Below are 21,521 nucleotides of genomic sequence, written 5' to 3'. Positions count from 1 at the left end.
TATGCGTGTTCTTGAGGTTAACGGACGAACTAAAATCAATAGTTGGGGTTATAATATATAGTCAGACAATCGATACATCGTTTTCTTTAACATTCAAATAAGTTTTTGGGGTTAATTATCTTATTGTCAGGTGATACAAAGGTACGCCTGACAGAGGCCCTGAGTCAAGCGTATATATACGTATTTTATATGTGAGAACTACGGTTTAAAATTCTAAGTACCAGTCGCTTAAACCAGCATTGAAGTAATATTTTCTATACTTTTTAATTTAAAATGAACAACACTATGAAAAAGTTTCTGACTGGCGTATTCGCCCTGCTCATGGGTGCTTCTATCGCGTTTGCACAGACTCCTGCCGCACAGCAAAAACAAGACAAGCCAAAAACTGAAGCTAAACAGGATGCTCAAAAGATGAAGAAAGACGGTACGCCTGATAAACGTTATAAGGAGAACAAAGAAACTAAGACTGCCAGTGGACCTAAAAAGAAAGATGGTACTCCTGACAAACGTTTCAAGGAGAACAAAGACGTTAAAGCAACTAACACTAAAAAGAAAGCTTAATTATTGTAAAAGGCTGGCTATTACAGGCCAGCTTTTTTATTTTCGTACATTTATCGCATGTTGGACTTCAGGTTAAAAGTGTTTTATACAGTAGCCCGGCGCCTCAGCTTTACCAAAGCAGCCGAAGAGTTATTTATTTCCCAGCCCGCCGTGACCAAACACATTCACGAACTGGAACAACAGCTGGGTATGGCCCTCTTTGAACGAATAGGCAACCGTATCAAGATTACCCGTGCAGGACAGGTGATGCTCAAACATGCAGACGATATCTTTACCAGCTACCGCAATCTCGAATACGAGATCAACCAGCTCAAACATGAACAGGGCGGCCTGCTGGCTTTAGGTGCAAGTACCACTATCGCACAATACTTCATACCACCCTTACTGGCACAGTTTAACCAACGCTATCCTGAAATCACAGCTTCCCTGATCAGTGGCAATACCGAACAGATAGAACAGGCCCTCTTTGACAAAAATATTCAACTGGGTCTCATAGAAGGCCGTTCAAAAAATCCGGTCCTCAAGTATGTGGAAATTGCAAAAGACGAAATAGTCCTGATTGGAAATGTCAACTACAACTACGGTGACAATACTCCATTAAATGCAGCAAATCTTAAAAATATTCCCCTGCTCATGCGTGAACACGGCTCAGGTACACTGGAAGTAATTACGGATGAACTGAAAAGATTAAAACTAAAGCTGACCGACCTGCAGATAGCTATGTACATGGGTAGTACAGAGAGTATAAAATCTTACCTGCACCATGCACCATGCGCTGCATTTCTCTCCCTCAAAGCAGTACAGCGGGAGCTGGAAGCAGGAGAATTCAAGATCCTGCCAGTCAAGAACTTTAAACTGGTGAGAAAGTTCCATTTTATATACCTGCAGGGACAGCAGGATAAATTAGCGCAACTGTTTATGCGCTTTGCCAGACAACATGCCGAACCACAACAACTATAAAATAAAAAACCGGCCCTTTCAGCCGGTTTCAGTTGTTTATTCCTTAGCTACGCTGTAGCGTGTAAATGATATATCCTGTTTTGTCCTCGTAGTTCACCGCAGCTCTCCATACCATAGTAGTTTTATCCAGGGAGCTGATCTCGAGACGGTATCCTTCTGCCACATTCTTCGCTTTTACACCACCACCAATCTTTTTGAACTGTAACATTTCTACACCCCCTGCTTTGTAAATAGACCATACAATAGGCTGTGAAGCTGTGCTACAACCATCGTCGGTATTCGTCAGTGTAAAAGAACCGTTTGTCTCATTATTTGGGAATATCCACTGGCTACCTTTAAAGCAACTATAAGAAGCCTGGTCAAAAACAGTAACTTTTGAATGCTGTGGAATCCCTTCAAAGCTGATATCAGTGATAACCCAGTTTCCTTTTATATTACCCTTGCTTGCGCTCACATTCGTATTGGTAGCTGCCCCTGACTGGGTCTTGCAGGATATGGTGAAAAGAGATGCCAGCAAGCACAATGCTGCTAATGTAAGATGCTTCATGTAAGAAATATTTAAATGTTAAAAAGGCAGTAACGCAATTAGTTACCAGCTAGAGATAAGAAAAGACAAGAAGTGTACCAAACCTACCTATGGGTTTGCTGTTGCTGTTCTATGTTGGACAGCGTGCGGAGAAATCGGTCTTCCATCTGATGAAAACGGTTATAAAAATAAATGGTGGTAGCTGTTAAAGCTATAATAATCATACCCATCGCAATAACTGCACAACGCCACCAGATGCTTACTGTCATCGTATAGTTGCGGGGCTGTAAAATATAGGTCGGATTTTCAGGCGACGGCCTTTTATCCCTGGGAGGTTTTTCCCAGCTGATTTGAGCAGCAATCTTATTCCAGACTTTTGCGGGAGGAGTCACACTTCCCGCTTCGGTGATTCTTTGCAGCCGGTACTCGGCCATGGCGATTTCTGTTTCCAGCTCAGGGTAGATGTAACGCATGCGTTCCAGCAATGCTTCCTCCTCTACTGAGGCAAGCCCCAGCAGATAGCTTTCAATAATGCCACTATCTATGTAATCTTGTAAATCCAGAGGGTGATAAATAAGAAGGTGAAACCATGTGTTCCCCCCAAGGTCAACTTCACATGCCTTCGCAAATGTCAAATTAAAATCTGAATTATATTACTTTTTTGTGCTTTTGATAGGAAAAATCACCTGGAATTGGCAGGTAATTCTGCACGGGGAGCTACTTGTTCCAGCTTTTTGTCCTGCATCTGGTACTTCAGGTAGAAGTAAATTGCAGAAGCCAGACAAACCTTTGAGAGAATAAATACAGCAATGAAAAACACTTTCCACCACTTGTGCACGGTGATGTATTGATTATCCTTTGGCTGGATATTGATATAGGTGTTATTGTAATTAGCCTGTTGGTTTTGATTGGATCTGCGATAATCAGTGGTGTCATGATAATCTTCTTCCCGCCAGTTGATCCGCTGGAAGATCCGGTCCTTCAGACGCTCAGGAGGCAATACAGCCTCTGCAAACGCCTGTCTTTCCATACGCTTCTCCACAGCAGCTATTTCACTGTTGAGTTCCGGGTAGAGCCTGCGCATATATTGAAGCTCTTCTACCTCTACGTTGGTAGCAAGCCCAAGTACATAGCTCTCTATGATACCGCTTTGTATGTAGTGATCCAGTTCCAATTAATTTCTTAAAAAATTTCTGAAAGCCACCATAATTTCCTTCATCTGTCCAGCTATCATTTCTGCTTCCACCCCCATCATCCTAGCGATTGCTTCTTTAGGCAAGCCTTTGAAGTAGCACAGGTAAAAGATTTTTTGTTTTTCCTGTGGCAGGGTGTTGGTAAATCGCTGTAGCGAATGTTGTCCCTGAATAGTGACTCCACCCACTATTTTCCCATCTGTATGACATCCCTCCGAAAGGGCTATTTCCCTTGTCAGGCGCATCATCCATCCGAAGAGCGTGGCGTTGCCGGACTGCTTGTAGGTATATACCTCACTATATATACGTACAAACACAGTAGTAAGGATGTCCTCAGCCTTTTTATTATCAGGAACCACTTGTAAAATTAAACTGAAAAGAGCTGGGCCATAGTAGTCATACAATAACTCCCTGGCCCCGGGGTCATCAGCAATCAAGCGTTCAATCAGTAAATGCTCATCAATATGAACAGCAGCCTGTCCCAAATGTTGTCGGTTTAACTATAACTAAGATAGCTATTCTACCAATAACCATCAACTTTCTTGTTATAACATATAAATGTCATACAAAGAACTCCTGAATCTTCTTTCGCCTGTAGGCAAAGATTCCCTCTAGCTGACGCCGTACAAAAAGAGCATGTGCGACCCTACCCAAAAGACCTAATGGCAGTGAGTAGTGTACGATGTCAGTCATCTTTACGCCCTCTTTCACTTCCTCAAAATGATGCTGGTGATGCCACAGACCATAGGGCCCCTTCCGCTGCTCATCCACAAAGTACACACCGTCCTTCACATGTGTAATTTCCGTCATCCAGCTAAGTGGTATACCCAATACAGGATGAATAGTGTAAGTAATAATTTCCCCTGCGTAAATAGGTTGATCTGTCACAGGCGAAGTAATGTCAAATCGCATATACGAGGGCGTGATTTTTCCCAGGTTATCTGCCCGGGAAAAAAACATCCATGCCTCCGATATTGATGTATTTAATACCTGCTCATACCGCAACCGATAGATTTTTGCCATAACTTCATATATATTTTAGTGTCGCCAGATGCTAATCCATTTTCAAATATAGTCATGTCCAGAGATCAATATCAACAACGTTTCGAGGAAGTATATAATCGGTTGAACGAACGACAGCGGGAAGCCGTTGATAATACCGAAGGCCCTGTGATGGTGATAGCCGGTCCCGGTACCGGCAAAACGCAGATCCTGGCATCGCGTATCGGCAAAATTCTGCGCGATACAGACTTTTTACCACAAAATATTCTCTGCCTTACTTACACCGATGCGGGTACCGTCGCCATGCGTAAACGACTCACCGATTTCATCGGCCCCGATTCTTACCGTGTCAATATTCATACCTTCCACTCCTTCTGTAACGAAGTGATACAGGACAACCTTGGCTTTTTTGAAAAGAATAGCCTTGATCCGATATCCGAGCTGGAAAAAATACAGCTGCTCAAAAAACTTATCGACGGATTTGATAAGCAAAATCCTCTGAAACGCTATCGTGGCGATGTATACTTTGATATGAACAACCTTTCCAACCTCTTCTCCACCATGAAGCGGGAAGGCTGGACTGTTGATTACATCAAAGGCGCCATTAAAACTTATATTGACGACCTGCCAAACCGTGATGAATTTATCTGCAAAAGAGCGACCAAAAATTTTAAAAAAGGCGATATCCGCACTGATAAAATTGAAGCCGAAGCGGAAAAGATGGCCCGCCTGGAAGCTGCTGTAGAGCAGTTCCTCGTGTTCACCTCCCTCATGCATGCCGCTAACCGGTATGACTTTGACGATATGATCAACTGGGTGATCAGGGCTTTTGAACAAAACCCCAACCTACTCGCTGACTACAAAGAACGCTTTCAATACATACTCGTCGATGAGTACCAGGATACCAGTGGTACCCAGAATAAACTCATACAGCAACTCATCAATGGCGAGGAATTGCCAAACGTATTCGTAGTAGGCGATGACGATCAATCCATCTATCGCTTTCAGGGTGCAAATATTGAGAATATGGAACAGTTTGCCGGGGGCTTTGCAGAAACCCTGCTCACCATCGTGCTTACACAGAACTACCGTTCTGTCCAGAATATCCTGGATGCCTCCATGACCCTGATTGACAATAACGGCGATTCCCGTCTGGTAAATCAGCTGCCTGGCCTTAGTAAACAACTAACGTCCAGCAACGAGAAGCTGATGCACCTCAATATCACACCCGTCATCCAGCGCTATAACACGCCCCGCGATGAAATGGCCGGATTGACAAACACCATGGTAGCACTGCTTGAAAAAGGCGTTCCCGCCGGCAAGATAGCAGTGATTTACCGTGAGAATCGCTTTGGCGAAGAGCTGGCGCAATACTTCCGGCTCAAAGGCATTCCATTCTATTCCAAAAAGCATGTGAACATTTTTGAAAATCCGTTTGCACGAAAAGTACTCACCATACTTCGCTACCTGGCAGCTGAACTGGATACGCCTTACAGCGGAGACGATCTGCTCTTTAAAATCATGCACTTTGATTTCTACGATATACCACCTGTCGAAATAGCGAAAGTAAGTATACGGGTTGCCGAAAAAGGATATGCGGAGAAATCTTCCATGCGTCAATACCTGCAGGAGTGGCAGGCCACCCGTAACCTCACACTCTTTACTGAAGCCCCTGAACAGGCCATGATGGAGATGAGCAAAATGCTGGAAGGATGGATCAAAGAAGCACATAATCTCACCCTGCAACAACTCTTTGCCAGCATTATCAGCGAAGGAGGTATCCTCTCCCATATTATGGATTCGCCTGAGAAGATGTGGCTAATGAAAGTATTGCAGGCACTCTTCGATTTTATCAAAGAAGAAACCCGCCGTAATCCTGACCTGAGCCTCGTACCATTTGTAGAAATGGTAGACCTCATGGAAGCCAATAAAATTCCGATTCCACTGGTACAGGTGTCCGGCAATGAAAAGGGTATTAACCTGATCACAGCACACGGTTCAAAAGGCCTGGAATTCGAATATATTTTCCTGGCAGGCACCAACTCCCACCTCTGGGAAAAGAAGAAGAAAAACAACAGCGGTTTCTCCTTCCCCGATACGGTATTTGCTACACAATCCATCAGTTCAGATGAACAGGAACTGCGCCGCCTCTTTTATGTGGCAATCACCCGTGCAGAAAAATACCTGTACATCAGTTACCCGGAATTCAGACTGGACGGAAAGCCACTGGAACCCAGCATGTTCATCACCGAAATACTGGAACAACACCAGTTGCCAAACGAAAAAGTGGAACTTTCCGACGAAGCGCTTTTCGCCTTCGAATCTCTCCACTACAGCAAAAACCTGGCACCGGAAATTGCCCGTGCAGATCAGTTGTTCATCGACAACCTGCTCTCCAGCTTTACCATGAACGTGACTGCGTTGAACAATTACCTGGACTGCCCACTGGGCTTCTTCTATAAAAACCTCGTACGCATCCCCACAGGACGCTCAGAGAATACCGAATTTGGTTCTGCCGTACACTATGCACTGGAAAAACTCTTCCAGAAAATGCAGGAAGCGGGCAACAACGCCTTCCCTACCCGCGAAGAATTCATCAAAGACTTCGTATGGAGCATGCGCCGTAATCGCGAATGCTTTACCCGCGAATCTTTTGAAAGAAGGATGGAGTATGGAAAGGATATTCTGGCCAACTACTACGATACCTACATCGGCACCTGGAACAAAATTGTAAGTGTGGAAAGGAATGTGCGCAATATCGTAGTGAGTGGCGTACCGCTAAAAGGAAAGGTGGATAAACTGGAATTTGAAGGCAATCAGGTGAATGTAGTGGACTACAAAACCGGTGATTACGAAAAAGCCATCAAAGACTACAAAAAGTTTGACCGTCCAAACGAGAAAAATCCAAACGGCGGCGACTACTGGCGCCAGGCTGTATTTTATAAGATCATGCTGGACAACTACCGCTCCAAGAGCTGGCAGGTATCCAGTACAGAATTTGACTTCATCGAGCCAAATAAGCAAAAGGTTTATCACAAGGAAAAAGTGTTTATCACAGCAGACGATATCGCAGCTGTAACACAGCAGATCGTGGACACCTGGACCAAAATCCAGAACAAAGACTTCTATACCGGATGTGGTAAAGAAGACTGCGTATGGTGCAACTTTGTGAAGGATCATAAGCTGCACATCGCACTGCATGACCTCGAGGAAGAGAGTGAATTACAATTTTAACATTTCCTGCGCTCCGGCAATATTTGGATATTACTGATTCAAATTTGATCTTTGGACCCGGTTTTTGGCATAATATGATAAAAATGAATCAGAACTTCCGTGGCTGGGTTTCCCTGCTTATTGTAATCATAGCAAGTGTACTTTTATTCCCCCGCTGTGCGAATATTGTTCCGCCCGGTGGAGGACCTAAGGATACTTTACCTCCTGTATTACTCAATGCCAGTCCTGTGGATTCCAGTCTGCATTTCAACTCCCACAAGGTTGTCCTGTCTTTCAATGAATACATAGAGCTGGACAACATCTTCGAAAAGCTGATCGTATCCCCGACCCTGAAGCGTACCCCGACCGTGACAGCCAAATTGAGAACTATCACCATGGTCATCAAGGATACGTTGGATAAGAACACCACTTATACATTCAACTTTGCAGACGCCATCCGCGATATCAACGAGCATAACCCCATTCTGGACTATGCCTACGTAATATCTACCGGCGACTACCTCGACTCTCTGCAGGTAAAAGGCTTCATCATCAATGCCGAAACTGGTAAACCGGATAGTAACGTATCTGTTATGATGTACCGCCACCTGGAAGACTCCGTGGTTTCCAAGGAAAAGCCGGTATACTATGCCCGTTCCAAAGGCAATGGTGCATTCTGGTTCAAAAACCTGGCTCCCGGCGATTATAAATTATTCGCCATCAAAGAAGAGAACAAAGACTTACAATACAACGACCCCAAAGAACTGATCGCCTTCCATGATAGCCTGATACACCTGCGCGAAACAAACCTGTACGATGTACCATTGCTCACCTTCCTGGAAAAAGATTCTACCCTCAAAGGTGGTCCGGACGAGATGGGCGGCCCTGGTGGCGAAGCAGGTGGCCCTCCTTCAGGTGGTAACAATGCCCCTCCTGAAGAAGAAGACCACAAGAGCAAAGAAGAAAAAGAGAAAGAAAAGAAAAGAAAGATCTTCCTGGCAGCTACCCTGGGCGAGAAAAACTCCCAGGATCTTGGCCAACCGCTGATCGTGAACTTCAGTGCACCTGTAAAAACACTGGATACCACCCACATACTCCTGGCAGAAGATACTACATTCAAACCAGTGGCCTTCACCACTTTCTTCGACTCTACCCGCAAAGTGCTGCACCTGGTTTACAACTGGAAAGAAGGTACCCTATACCGCCTCACCATTCCTAAAGAGGCCGTACTAGATACCCTTGGTCAGGAAAAGTCCAAAGCCGATACGATCCTCTTCACTGCCAAAAAAGAATCAGATTACGGCAGTGCAATGCTCTCACTCACACTCAGCGATAGTCTGAAAGCTGCAGGTGGAGATACCATGCACTTTGTGGCACTGCTGGTGAAAGAAAAAGACATAAAATACTCGGGCAAAATTGTAAATGGCGCCTGGATCCAAAAGCGCATTATCCCTGCAGAATATGAAGTAAGGATCCTGATTGATGATAACAATAATGGCAAATGGGATCGTGGGGTATACTATGGTACACCAAAAAAACAACCCGAAAGAGTAGTGAACTTCCCTAAAAAGGAGAACATCAAAGCCAATTGGGGAGTCCCGATCAAATTGCAGTTATAACCGGCCGGGGGCGCACTGCCCCCACGAAAAATCATTATTTTTGTACCATGATCTTTTCTTCCGCTCTGATAGAAAATGCTGTTAATGAATTTGCGCGGCTGCCCGGTATAGGCAAGAAAACAGCGCTTCGCCTGGTATTACACCTCCTCAAACAGGACCCGGCCCAGGTGAAGCTATTCGGCGAGGTGGTTACCCGCATGCGTGACCAGATCAAATTCTGCAAATACTGCCACAACGTCTCTGACGATGAAATCTGTTCTATCTGTAGCAGCCCTTCCCGCAATAAAGCACTGGTATGTGTCGTGGAAACCATCCGCGATGTTATGGCAATTGAAAATACCCAGCAGTTCAACGGGGTATACCATGTACTTGGAGGCATCATCTCCCCTATCGATGGTATTGGTCCGGACCAACTGAATATTTATTCTCTGGTTGAAAGGGTACAGCAGCAAGATGTGGAAGAGATCATCATGGCGCTGAGCCCGACAATCGAAGGAGACACAACCATTTATTACCTCTCTAAAAAGCTGAAGGATTTCTCTGTAAAGATCACCACCATCGCCCGTGGTATCGCCTTCGGCGGCGAACTGGAATATGCGGATGAAATGACGCTGGCCAGATCCATCTCTAATCGTTTACCACTTGAAAGTTATGTACAGAAATAAAAAACGCTGAAGGTGTCAGCGTTCTGCAGCTGCCTTTCAGCGTTTTTTAAATAAGATACGAGTGCTCAACAACACCCGTGTGTGTTTAACCTGTAATTCCACGTTATGAAAAAGCTATGATTGGTCTTTGTCTTTAAGTTTTCCGCCGCCCTCTTCCTCATTGCGCAGCTCGCGCCAGCGCTCAATCTCATACTTATTCAGAAAGCAGATTCTAAATACAGTGGAGGCCTCATTCTCAGCATCCTCAGGAACCGGGTATAAACCAAATTGCGCTAAATGCTTTTGTAAGCTCTGTACATGCTTCGCAATGCTCATTGTCTTAAATTTTTTGTTTAAGCAGGTTGTTAACTATGCGGGCAAAGTGGTGGATTCCCTGGTAGTAATCAGATGGTGGTATACTGATCCATTGTTGTATTACCCTACAAATATAGTAGACTTTTGGTTTCAAACAAAATTTTCTCTCATTTTCCTGAATAAAGTAAAAAATTCTGCAAATACATCTTCCGCTGGTGATATTTCATATAATGAGGCAATTAATAAGTATCTTTGTATGTCTTTCCAGAAAAAATAGTAAACACATTATCGATATGAAATCATTATCCCAGTGTGCGGCAGAACGTATTCTGATCATAGATGGTGCTATGGGTACCATGATCCAGCGCTACAAGCTGGAAGAAGCAGATTATAGAGGCGAGCGATTCAAGGATTACCATATGGATGTAAAAGGCAACAATGACCTGCTCAACCTGACTCAGCCACAGATCATCGAAGCCATTCACAGGGAATACCTCGAAGCTGGCGCCGACATCATCGAAACCAATACATTTAGTAGCACTACCATCGCCATGGCCGACTACGATATGCAGGCACTCGCTTTTGAACTGAACATAGCTGCTGCACAAATTGCAAAAAGAGCAGCAAACGATTATACAGCGAAGAACCCCGAAAAGCCCCGCTTTGTAGCTGGTGCGATCGGTCCGCTGAATAAAACACTCTCCCTCTCCCCCGATGTGAACAATCCAGGCTTCCGCTCCGTTACTTTTGACGAAGTGGTGACTGCTTATTACGAGCAGATTCGTGGTCTGCACGAAGGAGGCGTAGATATATTGCTGATCGAAACCATCTTTGATACCCTCAATAGTAAGGCCGCTATCTACGCTGCCAAGAAATACTTCAGGGATATCAAACAACCAGAACTACCTATCATGATCTCCGGTACCATCACCGATGCCTCCGGACGTACACTGAGTGGTCAGACCCTGGAAGCATTCTATATTTCCGTAATGCACGCCAAACCATTCTCTGTCGGCTTAAACTGTGCATTGGGCGGTGAGCAGATGCGTCCACACGTGGCGGAACTGGCACAGATAGCTGGCTGTTATGTAAGTTGCTATCCAAATGCCGGCCTGCCAAATGCATTCGGAGAATACGATGAAACGCCGCACGATACAGCCTGCATCATCGAAGACTTTGCTAAAGAAGGTTTTGTAAACATCGTTGGCGGTTGCTGCGGCACCACTCCGGATCATATCCGGCACATTGCTCAGCACGTGAAGACAATCGCGCCAAGACCATTACCAGTAAAGGAAACAACACTGGCTTAATTTTAATTTATCCGCTAATTACTATAGCTACCCATGAGCGATACACTCAATCCCGCGCAAACTGCCACCGGACAGGAACAAACTGTCATCAAACCATTTCTGCGCCTGAGCGGCCTGGAGCCACTGATAGTACGACCAGAAACCAACTTCATCAATATTGGTGAACGTACTAACGTAACCGGTTCTAAAAAATTTGCCCGTCTGATCAGGGAAGGACTGTACGAAGAAGCACTGTCTGTAGCCCGCCAGCAGGTAGAAAACGGTGCGCAGGTACTGGACGTAAACATGGATGATGCCCTCCTCGATGGTGAACTGGCAATGACCACCTTCCTGAACCTGCTCGCCGCAGAACCGGATATATCAAGGATCCCGGTGATGATCGACTCCAGTAAGTTCAGCATCATTGAAGCTGGTCTGAAATGCCTGCAGGGTAAATGTATCGTGAACTCCATCTCTCTCAAGGAAGGCGAAGCGAAATTCATTGAACAGGCTACTATCTGCAAAAGCTTCGGTGCAGCTGTAGTCGTAATGGCTTTCGATGAGTATGGACAGGCAGATACAGAAGAGAAAAAAGTAACGTTCTGTCATCGCTCCTACAAGATCCTGACAGAAGTAGTAGGGTTTGATCCACAGGATATCATCTTCGACCCGAACATCTTTGCGATTGCCACAGGTATCGAAGAACACAATAACTACGCAGTGGACTTCATCAACGCCACCCGCCGTATCAAGGAACTGATGCCGCTGACCAGCATAAGCGGTGGTGTGAGCAACATCTCCTTCTCCTTCAGAGGAAATGACCTGGTGCGCGAAGCCATGCACTCTGTATTCCTGTTCTACGCGATCAAAGCGGGCATGAACATGGGTATTGTGAATGCCGGTATGTTGCAGATCTATGATGAAATTGAACCAAAGCTGCGCGAGCTCTGTGACGATGCCATCCTGAATCGCCGTGAAGATGCTACAGAACGCCTTATCGCCTATGCTGAAACCGTAAAGGCAAAAGGCAAGGTGATCGAAAAAGACGAAACCTGGCGCCACGGCTCCGTAGAAGAAAGACTGAGCCACGCACTCGTAAATGGTATCACTGACTATATAGAAGCTGATACCGAAGAAGCCAGACAAAAATATCCCCGTCCGCTGGATGTGATCGAAGGTCCGCTCATGGACGGTATGAACATCGTCGGCGACCTCTTCGGCAGTGGTAAAATGTTCTTGCCACAGGTAGTGAAAAGCGCCCGTGTGATGAAGAAATCCGTGGCCGTACTGACACCTTTTATTGAAGAAGAAAAAGCCAGGATGGTCGCAGAGAATGGTGGCGTGATCAAATCAGCCGGAAAGATCCTGCTGGCCACTGTAAAAGGCGACGTACACGACATCGGTAAAAACATCGTCGGTGTGGTATTGGGCTGTAATGGCTACGAAATCATCGATATGGGGGTAATGGTCCCGGCGGAAAAAATTCTGCAGACCGCCCGCCAGGAAGATGTGGACATCATTGGCCTCAGTGGCCTGATCACCCCTAGTCTGGACGAAATGGTGCACGTGGCCAGAGAAATGAAACGCCAGCACTTTGAAGTACCATTATTAATAGGCGGTGCCACTACCTCCCGTACCCATACCGCTGTAAAAATTGCACCTGAGTATGAACACGGCGTGGTACATGTACTGGATGCATCCCGCAGCGTAACCGTAACCGGTAACCTGCTGAACAAAGCCCTGAGAAAAAACTTCCTGAAGGATGTAACAACTGAGTACACCAAACTCAATGATAACTTCCGCAATAAGAAACCAGTAAAACAATACCTGCCTATAGCAGAAGCCCGCCAGAACAAGGCGATCAGCGACTGGACAGGATTCAATCCGGTAGTTCCAAAACAACTTGGAGTACAGGTATTTAAGAACTATGAACTGGCTGATATAGCTAAGTATATAGACTGGCAGCCTTTCTTCATCTCATGGGAACTGCACGGCAAATTCCCGCAGATCCTGACGGACGAAGTAGTCGGTGTGGAAGCAAGTCGCCTGTATGAAGATGCCAAAGTGATGCTAAAACGCATCATTGAAGAGAAATGGTTAACCGCCAATGCCGTAATAGGACTCTTCCCTGCCAGCAGAACAGCGGATGATACCATCACCGTATTGTCGCCAAAACCAGGTCAGGGTACCGTAAATCTGGAATGTCTGCGTCAGCAGATCAAGAAAGCGCCTGGTCAGCCAAATATATCACTGGCAGACTTTATCGCCCCTTCCGATACAGGTATCCAGGACTACATGGGAGCCTTTGCCGTTACTACAGGTGGTGGCATTGAAGAATGGTTGGAAAAGTTCAAAACAGACCATGACGATTATAGCAGCATCATGCTGAAAGCCCTTGCAGACAGACTGGTAGAAGCCTTTGCAGAGCTGATGCACGAGCGTGTAAGAAAGGAATTCTGGGGCTATGCTTCAGAAGAACACCTGAGCAAAGATGACCTGATTAAAGAAGAATACGCAGGTATTCGTCCTGCACCTGGTTATCCTGCCTGTCCTGAACATACAGAGAAATACAAGATGTTCGATATGCTCGATGCTACTGAGAACACGGGTATCACACTCACAGAATCACTGGCCATGTATCCTGCTTCAAGTGTAAGTGGCTGGTATTTTGCCAACCCTGCTGCCAAATACTTTGGTATAGGAAAGATCGAGAAAGACCAGGTAATAGATTATGCTGAGCGCAAAGGCTGGACTGTAGAAGAAGCAGAGAAATGGCTTAGACCGGTACTCGAATACGACATGTAAAAACTTCGTTATAATTTTTAGCTGAATGCCGGTGGTTGCGCTGCAATCACCGGCATTCGTATATTTACAGTATGAGAATTATATCGTACAATGTAAACGGGCTCCGTTCCGCCATGACAAAAGGCTTCACTGAATGGCTCAAAACTGATCCCGCCGATATCATCTGCTTACAGGAAATCAAAGCACACAAAGACAATGTAGACTTCCAACAGTTTGACGAGCTTGGCTATGAACACTACTGGTATCCTGCCCAGAAAAAAGGATACAGCGGTGTAGCTGTACTCACTAAGATAAAACCAGACCATGTACAATATGGAAATGGCTACATGCAGAGTGATGCCGAAGGCAGGGTAATACGCCTCGATTTTGGGGATATTACACTCATTAACACATATATCCCTTCAGGCACCAGTGGAGACGAAAGACAAACCTATAAATACCAATGGCTGGATGAGTTCTTTGGCTACCTCCATACACTCAAAGCCACAAGACCTAATATAATTGTGTGTGGCGACTACAATATCGTGCACAAACCAATCGATATTCATGATCCCGTAGGCAACAAAAACAGCAGTGGCTTTCTGCCTGAAGAACGTGCATGGCTGGACAAGTTATATGAAAACGGCTTCGTAGATACTTTCCGTCATTTCTGTAATGATCCGCACCAATATAGCTGGTGGAGTTTCCGCGCCAATGCACGCAATAATAATAAGGGATGGCGTATCGATTATATCAGTGTCACTACTCCACTGCAGGAAAAGCTGAAAGAGGCAAAGATTTATGCCGATGTAAAGCACTCTGATCACTGCCCTATATACCTGCAATTAAGCCACTAACAAGGATTTCCAACTATGATCATATTTAACGTTACCACAATGGTATCGCATCCTATCAACGACAGATGGATGCAATGGATGAAAGAAGACCAGATCCCTGCTATCATGAATACCGGTTTATTCCATGATTACCGCATGTGCAGGCTGCTGGAACAGGATGAGGAAGATGGTCTCACCTACTCTGTACAATTCTTTGCAGATACACTCGAGAACTACCAAACTTACATAGACGAGTATGCGCCAGTGCTCCAAAAAAGGGCTTATGACCTGTTTGGAAGCCAGTTTGTAGCCTTTAGAACAGTGATGCAGGTAGTTTAACATTTAAACTTATCCACAGGAAATCCACTGTTTATCAGGGATTGTGAGTTTGGTACAATACTTGGAACACTCTTACGTTAATTATAAAACCAGTAGCAAATTGCCACTAGCAGCGGGTTTCAGACGTTAACTCCTGTTTTGCTCATACATCCATATCATGAGCGAATCAGCTGTAACCGTTACCTGTAGCCCTTTTCAGCCGATAAAATTTTGCTTAAAAAAGATGCAAAAAATTTGGTAATCTGATAAAACGCGCTATATTTGCTCACATCAAACATTTTAATTCACTAGTTAAATCTTACTAGCTATGAACAAAGCCGAATTAATCGACAAACTGGCAAAAGATGCCGGTATCACTAAAACCCAAGCTAACGAAGCACTGGATTCTTTCACTAAGGCTGTTGCTGATACCCTGAAAAAAGGTGGTAAAGTAACCTTAGTAGGTTTCGGTACTTTCTCTGTTTCTAAACGTGCTGCTCGTAACGGTAGAAACCCACAGACTGGCCAGATCATCAAGATCAAAGCTAAGAAAGTTGCTAAATTCAAAGCTGGTAAGGCTCTGTCCGACAAGCTTTAATCTGTTAGCTTACCTTATTCAAGCAAGGAACATTACTGTTTCTTGCTTTTTTTATTTTATATAGGTCCACCTCGTCTTCGATGCTTCTTCGATGCTTCTTCGATGCTTCTTCGATGCTTCTTCGACGCTTCTTCGACCACAGGTCAGTAAAATGGCCACGAATCCCTCAGTTTGTGGTATCTTCCTTTTTTACGTAATTTGCACCAATTAATAATAAACAATCAAACTGTCTAACAATGGGTAGAGGTGATATCAAAACCAAAAAAGGTAAGATTTTCAGTGGTTCTTTCGGAAAATCAAGACCTGCTAAGCCAGCTAAAGCTGCTGCTGTTAAAGCTGCAAAGGCTGCTGCAAAACAAGCCTAAAATTATTAAAGAGGCTGACCACTTAATCATGATCAGCCTCTTATAATTTCTTTTATCATCACGGCGCCAGGCGCTCTATCTTCCAGCTACTCCCTTCCTGACTGTACTGGATACGGTCATGAAGCCGGCTACCGCGGCCCTGCCAAAACTCAATTGCAACCGGTTTCACAATATACCCACCCCAGTTTTCCGGTCTCTCAGGCGCATTCTTCTCATATTTTTCAGTCACTGTTTTTACCTGCTCTTCCAGGAAATTCCTGTTAGGAATCACCTTACTCTGTGGAGAAGCAATAGCACCAATACGACTACCCAGCGGACGGCTGTTGTAATATTCATTACTCATCCCCGCATCCACTTTGGATACAATTCCATCTATACGCACCTGCCTTTGCAGTTCTTTCCAGAAAAACAACAGGGATACATGCGGATTAGCCGCCATTTCATGACCTTTACGGCTATCATAATTGGTAAAAAACACAAAACCATCTGCATCAAAGCTCTTCAGCAATACGATGCGGGTAGTAGGAATACCTGCGGAGCTACTGGTGGCCAGCGTCATCGCATTGGCTTCGTCTATCTCTCCGGTGATGGCATCATTCCACCACTTTTCAAATTGTTGAAAGGGATCCTGGGCTACTTCTTTTTCGTCCAGCTCGGCAAGGGTATAATCCTTACGCAGGTCAGCAACTTTTTTATTTAGCATTGGCCAATATTTTACGGATACAAAGATACAGGTTGCCCCCTGCATGAAAATGCTAAAATGCTTGATTGTCATCAGCATCCAACGCGATAAAAGAATATGAATAATTATTAATTTTAACGCATGAGAACCATACTCCTTTTTACTATCTCAGCTATTTTACTGATATCCTGTGGCGACAGGCATCCCAAACAGGCTGCTGCAAGCCTCCCCAATTTCAAGACCACGCCCTACTTTTATGTACAATTGAAAGGTACGCTGGCAGGTAAGAACATTACGATGGAACTGACCAAAGCCAATCCGGCCATGTACCGTGGATATTATAGTTACGAAGAAACCGGGGAGCCGATCGCCATCTGGGGAAACCTGGACCAGAACAAAATGCTGGTATTGTATGAGAGTACGGATGAAAAGGAAGAACGCTTCTTCACAGGTATACTGGACAGTGCAGGTGTATATAAGGGCAAATGGAGAGGAAAAGGGACTACCTATGAGTACACCCTTACACCTGATATGAAAGAGACCACTCCCCTGAGTGTACATTATGGAGAAGATTCTGCAAAGCTGCTGCCTGGCAATCCTGCCTCCCCGGTAGCGGTAGCTACTAACGCAGTTATCTGGCCGGCGCCCACCCTGGATGAGGAGACAAAGGCTTTCATTCGCAACACGGTCACCGGCAACCCTTCCCTGGACAATCCGGTTCGCTACCTCCGAAGGGATATTGACTCCTTCCTCGTCACTTACAAAACGACTGAAAAAGATATCGATACCACAGAGGAAATTCCTGCCACCGCCAGCTGGTCAGCCGATGCTGATATGAGAGTAGTGTATAACCATTATCCTTACCTGAGCGTTGAATCATTTACCTATGAGTATACAGGTGGCGCACATGGCAATTACGGCTCTATTTACAAGGTTTTAGATCTGAAGAAGAAGAAAGTATTAACGACAGAAGACCTCTTTAAACCGGGCTATAAAGAGGCATTACCAGCATTGCTGGAAAAAGCGTACAGAAGAGTTTTCTGGGTAAGTGAGGAAAACACATTGAAAGACCAGTTGCTGGTCGATCAGATCCCCGTGAATGAGAACTTCTTCATCACGGACAAGGGAATTGGGTTCTGCTATACCCCGTATGAGATCGGGCCTTATGCAATGGGGCAGATTACTTTGTACTTACCCTTTACGGAGCTCAAAGCATACCTGAAATAAGAGCAATCGGGGAATTGCTTAGCAATTCCCCAATTCCAAATAAGTTTATGCTTTTACAAGTGTCCCCACATTCTTTCCCATAATCACCTGCAGCAGATTGCCCGGACGATTCATGTCAAACACGATAATCGGGAGTTTATTCTCCTGGCACAGTGTGAAAGCGGTCATATCCATCACATTCAGTGATTTCTGATACACCTCAGAGAAGGTAATGGTTTCAAATTTTGTAGCGGTTGGATCTTTTTCCGGATCAGCGGTATAGATACCATCTACACGGGTTCCTTTCAGGATCACATCAGCCTGGATCTCGATCGCACGCAGGGAAGCAGCAGTATCTGTAGTGAAGTACGGGTTACCGGTACCGGCACCAAAGATCACAACACGACCTTTTTCCAGGTGGCGAATGGCACGGCGGCGGATATAAGGCTCTGCGATCTGCTCCATTTTGATAGCAGATTGCAGGCGGGTATATAAACCAACCTTTTCCAGACCACTCTGCATGGCCATACCATTGATAACTGTTGCCAGCATCCCCATGTAGTCGCCCTGAGCACGCTCAATACCTGTCTCTTTTTCGTTCATACCACGATAGATGTTACCACCACCGATCACGACCGCAACCTGCACGCCCAGATCAGTAGCAGCTTTAATATCGTATGCATACTGTGAGATCACCTTGTGATCGATCCCGTAATTACCTTCGCCCATCAGGGCCTCACCGCTTAGTTTAAGTAAAATACGCTTGTACTTTGGCAACATGACTATTGAAAATGATATATTAAGATGAAGATAGTTATCGGTTACTGCGCCCCGAAGATACAAAAAATGCGGAACGCGGAATTTTCGGGGCAGGATTACCCTTCGTTGACACTACATGATTTCTGTTAGGCACAAAAAAAAGGAGAGAAAAACTTCTCTCCTTTTCTGACCGGGATTATATTATCCCAATGCAATTCTGCTGAATCCTGTTACCTTCAGGCCTGCACTTACAGACTTCAGATAATCAGCAACAGTCTTATTATTATCTTTTACAAACGCCTGCTGTAACAGGGTGTTGTCTTTGAAGAACTTGTTCACCTTACCCATAGCAATTTTCTCAGCCATGTCTCCGGTTTTACCTTCAGCAGCGATCTGCTCAAGAGCGATTGCTTTTTCACGTGCAATCAGATCTTCAGAAACACCAGCCGCATCAACAGCGATTGGGTTCATAGCAGCGATCTGCATTGCCACATCTTTACCTACTTCTTCAGCTACAGCTTCGTTGAAACCTACCAGTACACCCATGCGGTAGTTACCGTGGATATAAGCAGTTACAGAAGCAGCAGTGATTTTTTCGAAACGTGCCAGGGTGATTTTCTCACCGATTTTAGCAACCTGGTCGTTTACTTTATCATTTACAGTTGCACCATCCAGGCTAGCAGCACCCAGTTCTTCTACGGTGTTAACACCGGAAGTCAGTGCCAGGTCTACCAGAGACTGAGCAAACTTGATGAAATCTTCATTCTTAGCTACGAAGTCAGTTTCGCAACCCAGGGCTACTACCACACCAGTCTGGCCATCAGCAGCAGTCTTAGCAATGATAACACCTTCTTTAGTTTCACGGTCAGAACGTAAAGCGGCTACTTTCTGGCCTTTCTTACGCAGATAATCAACTGCTTTTTCAAAATCACCATCGCTTTCTACCAGCGCCTTTCTGCAATCCATCATGCCTGCACCTGTCTGCTGACGCAGTTTGTTAACATCAGCTGCTGTAATTGTTGCTGCCATAACTTATAATGAGTTTAAGAGTATTAAGTTTATATGAATTTTGCTACTTGTCCGGTTTATATGACCAATTGCGAACCACAGATCAGGTAAGCTGTCCACGGTTCGCAATTGATCTATTTAGTCATGAACAGAATTATCTTCCGCCACCACCTGGTCTGCTACCACCAGAACCTGCAGGACGACGTTGTCCGCCGCCACCGCCGCCTGGACGGTTACCACCGCCACCTGGACGGTTACCACCACCACCTGGACGATTGTTATTGCCACCTGGACGGTTGCCACCACCACCACCACCTGGGCGGTTGTTGTTGCCACCTGGACCACCTGGACCACGACCACCTGGCTTACGACCTCTCTCACCACCACGATCATCACCACCTTCGAGTTCGAACTTCAGTGCCTTGTTGTCTTCTTCTTCCTCTTCTACTACGTCGTCAGTTTTCTCATTCGCTCTTTCAGCCAGACCTTCTGCAATTGCTGCAGCGATATAGTTAGTGATGATTGCGATAGATTTAGTAGCATCATCGTTCGCTGGTACTGCGAAGTCTACCTTGGTAGGATCGGAGTTAGTATCTACCATACCGAAGGTGGAGATACCCAGACGACGAGCTTCTGCCAGTGCAATGTGCTCATGGCTGATGTCAACCAGGAACAGCGCTGCAGGAACACGAGCCAGCTGAGCGATACCACCCAGAACTTTCTCCATTTTCTCCTTATCACGTGTTAAGGTAAGACGCTCTTTCTTAGTAATGCTATCGAAAGTACCATCAGTCAGCATTTTCTCAATGCTCTGCATTTTCTTCACGCTCTTACGGATAGTGGAAAAGTTGGTAAGCATACCACCTAACCATCTTTCAGTCACGTAAGGCATGTTTACACGCTTAGCCGCTTCTGCTACGATTTCTTTAGCTTGCTTTTTTGTTGCAACGAACATGATCTTTTTACCGCTCTTAGCGATAGATTTCAGGGCTGCTGCTGCATCCTGTAAACCTTCAACGGTTTTATTCAGATCTATGATGTGAATACCTTTCTTTTCTGCGAAAATGTAAGGCAGCATCTTTGGATTCCATTTCTTCTTCAGGTGACCGAAGTGTACACCAGCCTCCAGTAACTGCTGCTGCAATGAGGTATTATTTTCCATGTTATTATACTCTGTTATAAAAGGTCAATGTTAATAATCTGCGATGGGTATATACTACCACCACGCATTCATCACGATTAGCGTTTAGAGAACTGGAAGCTTCTTCTAGCTTTAGCTTTACCTGGTTTCTTACGTTCAACGCCTCTAGGATCACGTTTCAGCAATCCAGCCGCTTTCAGTGCAGGGCGGAACTCGATGTTCACCTCACACAGACCACGTGCAATACCCAGTTTCACTGCCTCAGCCTGACCCTTGATACCACCACCAGCAGCATTTACCTTTATATCAAATTTATCCAGAGCGTCGATAGTTTTCAACGGCAATTCTACCTGATTCTGCAGGTAAACCAGCGCGAAATATTCTTTATAGTCTTTGTCGTTGATTGTAATTGCACCAGTGCCCTTGCTGATATACACGCGAGCTACGGCTTCCTTACGACGACCAATAGTATTTTTTTGCTTTTCCATGTATCAGAGAAAAA

General features: G+C 45.1%; 23 protein-coding genes. 12 read left to right on the top strand and 11 right to left on the bottom strand.

All coding sequences use genetic code 11. The annotated features are described in order from the left end of the window. Positions 1-285 precede the first annotated feature (285 nt). The gene (locus QQL36_RS08845) at positions 286-561 is read left to right on the top strand and encodes a hypothetical protein (RefSeq protein ID WP_083723360.1); all 276 of its coding nucleotides are present in this window, start codon (positions 286-288) and stop codon (positions 559-561) included. Between the two features lie 57 nt (positions 562-618). Further along, positions 619-1,521: a LysR substrate-binding domain-containing protein gene (locus QQL36_RS08840; protein ID WP_083723320.1), complete on the top strand. Its 903-nt coding sequence runs from the start codon at positions 619-621 to the stop codon at positions 1,519-1,521. A 43-nt stretch (positions 1,522-1,564) separates the two neighbouring features. Here the strand turns inward: QQL36_RS08840 and QQL36_RS08835 are convergent, their stop codons facing one another. The 5 genes from QQL36_RS08835 to QQL36_RS08815 form a co-directional block, all read right to left on the bottom strand. Continuing rightward, positions 1,565-2,068: a lipocalin family protein gene (locus tag QQL36_RS08835; protein WP_083723321.1), complete on the bottom strand. Its 504-nt coding sequence runs from the start codon at positions 2,066-2,068 to the stop codon at positions 1,565-1,567. 83 nt (positions 2,069-2,151) lie between these two features. Further along, positions 2,152-2,682, bottom strand: coding sequence for a hypothetical protein (locus QQL36_RS08830; protein WP_321569547.1), 531 nt, complete (start codon positions 2,680-2,682; stop codon positions 2,152-2,154). Positions 2,683-2,729: 47 nt separating this feature from the next. Then, positions 2,730-3,221 carry a hypothetical protein gene (locus tag QQL36_RS08825; protein ID WP_321569546.1) on the bottom strand — a complete coding sequence of 164 codons (492 nt, stop codon included), beginning with the start codon at positions 3,219-3,221 and terminating at the stop codon, positions 2,730-2,732. Beyond that, positions 3,222-3,725: a sigma-70 family RNA polymerase sigma factor gene (locus QQL36_RS08820; protein WP_321569545.1), complete on the bottom strand. Its 504-nt coding sequence runs from the start codon at positions 3,723-3,725 to the stop codon at positions 3,222-3,224. Between the two features lie 76 nt (positions 3,726-3,801). Beyond that, positions 3,802-4,263 (bottom strand): SRPBCC family protein, encoded by a 462-nt coding sequence (locus tag QQL36_RS08815; RefSeq protein WP_321569544.1) that lies wholly within the window; start codon positions 4,261-4,263, stop codon positions 3,802-3,804. Between the two features lie 54 nt (positions 4,264-4,317). On the opposite strand from QQL36_RS08815, the gene QQL36_RS08810 reads away from it, so the two are divergent. The 3 genes from QQL36_RS08810 (at position 4,318) to recR (ending at position 9,739) form a co-directional block, all read left to right on the top strand. Beyond that, entirely contained in the window at positions 4,318-7,476 is a 3,159-nt protein-coding gene (locus QQL36_RS08810) for an ATP-dependent DNA helicase (protein WP_321569543.1), read from the top strand. An 83-nt stretch (positions 7,477-7,559) separates the two neighbouring features. Next, positions 7,560-9,074, top strand: a complete 1,515-nt coding sequence (locus QQL36_RS08805) for an Ig-like domain-containing protein (protein WP_321569542.1) — start codon at positions 7,560-7,562, stop codon at positions 9,072-9,074. A 47-nt stretch (positions 9,075-9,121) separates the two neighbouring features. Next, positions 9,122-9,739, top strand: a complete 618-nt coding sequence (gene recR, locus QQL36_RS08800; RefSeq protein ID WP_321569541.1) for a recombination mediator RecR — start codon at positions 9,122-9,124, stop codon at positions 9,737-9,739. 114 nt (positions 9,740-9,853) lie between these two features. On the opposite strand, the gene QQL36_RS08795 is transcribed toward recR, so the two are convergent. Beyond that, positions 9,854-10,054, bottom strand: a complete 201-nt coding sequence (locus QQL36_RS08795) for a hypothetical protein (RefSeq protein WP_083723329.1) — start codon at positions 10,052-10,054, stop codon at positions 9,854-9,856. 272 nt (positions 10,055-10,326) lie between these two features. Here QQL36_RS08795 and QQL36_RS08790 point away from each other — a divergent pair, with 272 nt between their 5' ends. From QQL36_RS08790 to QQL36_RS08765, 6 genes are all read left to right on the top strand, one after another. Continuing rightward, positions 10,327-11,343 (top strand): homocysteine S-methyltransferase family protein, encoded by a 1,017-nt coding sequence (locus tag QQL36_RS08790; RefSeq protein WP_083723331.1) that lies wholly within the window; start codon positions 10,327-10,329, stop codon positions 11,341-11,343. Between the two features lie 33 nt (positions 11,344-11,376). Next, positions 11,377-14,127 carry a methionine synthase gene (metH, locus tag QQL36_RS08785; protein WP_321569540.1) on the top strand — a complete coding sequence of 917 codons (2,751 nt, stop codon included), beginning with the start codon at positions 11,377-11,379 and terminating at the stop codon, positions 14,125-14,127. Positions 14,128-14,198: 71 nt separating this feature from the next. Continuing rightward, the gene (locus tag QQL36_RS08780) at positions 14,199-14,963 is read left to right on the top strand and encodes an exodeoxyribonuclease III (protein ID WP_083723333.1); all 765 of its coding nucleotides are present in this window, start codon (positions 14,199-14,201) and stop codon (positions 14,961-14,963) included. 15 nt (positions 14,964-14,978) lie between these two features. Then, complete coding sequence (locus QQL36_RS08775) at positions 14,979-15,281, top strand: DUF4286 family protein (protein WP_083723334.1); 303 nt, start codon at positions 14,979-14,981, stop codon at positions 15,279-15,281. A 307-nt stretch (positions 15,282-15,588) separates the two neighbouring features. Next, positions 15,589-15,858, top strand: a complete 270-nt coding sequence (locus QQL36_RS08770; RefSeq protein ID WP_012788562.1) for an HU family DNA-binding protein — start codon at positions 15,589-15,591, stop codon at positions 15,856-15,858. Positions 15,859-16,094: 236 nt separating this feature from the next. Beyond that, positions 16,095-16,223, top strand: coding sequence for a 30S ribosomal protein THX (locus QQL36_RS08765; RefSeq protein ID WP_072362758.1), 129 nt, complete (start codon positions 16,095-16,097; stop codon positions 16,221-16,223). A gap of 58 nt (positions 16,224-16,281) precedes the next feature. Here the strand turns inward: QQL36_RS08765 and pdxH are convergent, their stop codons facing one another. Further along, positions 16,282-16,926, bottom strand: a complete 645-nt coding sequence (pdxH, locus tag QQL36_RS08760; RefSeq protein ID WP_321569539.1) for a pyridoxamine 5'-phosphate oxidase — start codon at positions 16,924-16,926, stop codon at positions 16,282-16,284. A 120-nt stretch (positions 16,927-17,046) separates the two neighbouring features. Between pdxH and QQL36_RS08755 the strand changes: the two genes are divergently transcribed. Beyond that, positions 17,047-18,132: a DUF3298 and DUF4163 domain-containing protein gene (locus QQL36_RS08755; RefSeq protein ID WP_321569538.1), complete on the top strand. Its 1,086-nt coding sequence runs from the start codon at positions 17,047-17,049 to the stop codon at positions 18,130-18,132. Between the two features lie 45 nt (positions 18,133-18,177). On the opposite strand, the gene pyrH is transcribed toward QQL36_RS08755, so the two are convergent. The 4 genes from pyrH to rpsI form a co-directional block, all read right to left on the bottom strand. Then, positions 18,178-18,891 (bottom strand): UMP kinase, encoded by a 714-nt coding sequence (pyrH, locus tag QQL36_RS08750; RefSeq protein ID WP_179091139.1) that lies wholly within the window; start codon positions 18,889-18,891, stop codon positions 18,178-18,180. Between the two features lie 180 nt (positions 18,892-19,071). After that, positions 19,072-19,899, bottom strand: a complete 828-nt coding sequence (gene tsf / locus QQL36_RS08745) for a translation elongation factor Ts (protein WP_083723337.1) — start codon at positions 19,897-19,899, stop codon at positions 19,072-19,074. Between the two features lie 133 nt (positions 19,900-20,032). Next, positions 20,033-21,040, bottom strand: a complete 1,008-nt coding sequence (rpsB, locus tag QQL36_RS08740; protein ID WP_321569537.1) for a 30S ribosomal protein S2 — start codon at positions 21,038-21,040, stop codon at positions 20,033-20,035. A gap of 77 nt (positions 21,041-21,117) precedes the next feature. Then, on the bottom strand, positions 21,118-21,507 hold the full coding sequence (gene rpsI, locus QQL36_RS08735) for a 30S ribosomal protein S9 (protein ID WP_083723339.1): 390 nt from the start codon (positions 21,505-21,507) through the stop codon (positions 21,118-21,120). Positions 21,508-21,521 lie beyond the last annotated feature (14 nt).

Origin of the sequence: Chitinophaga sp. LS1 (assembly GCF_034274695.1) — a bacterium.
Taxonomy (GTDB): Bacteria; Bacteroidota; Bacteroidia; order Chitinophagales; family Chitinophagaceae; genus Chitinophaga.
This window is presented reverse-complemented; position numbering and strand designations above follow the sequence as displayed.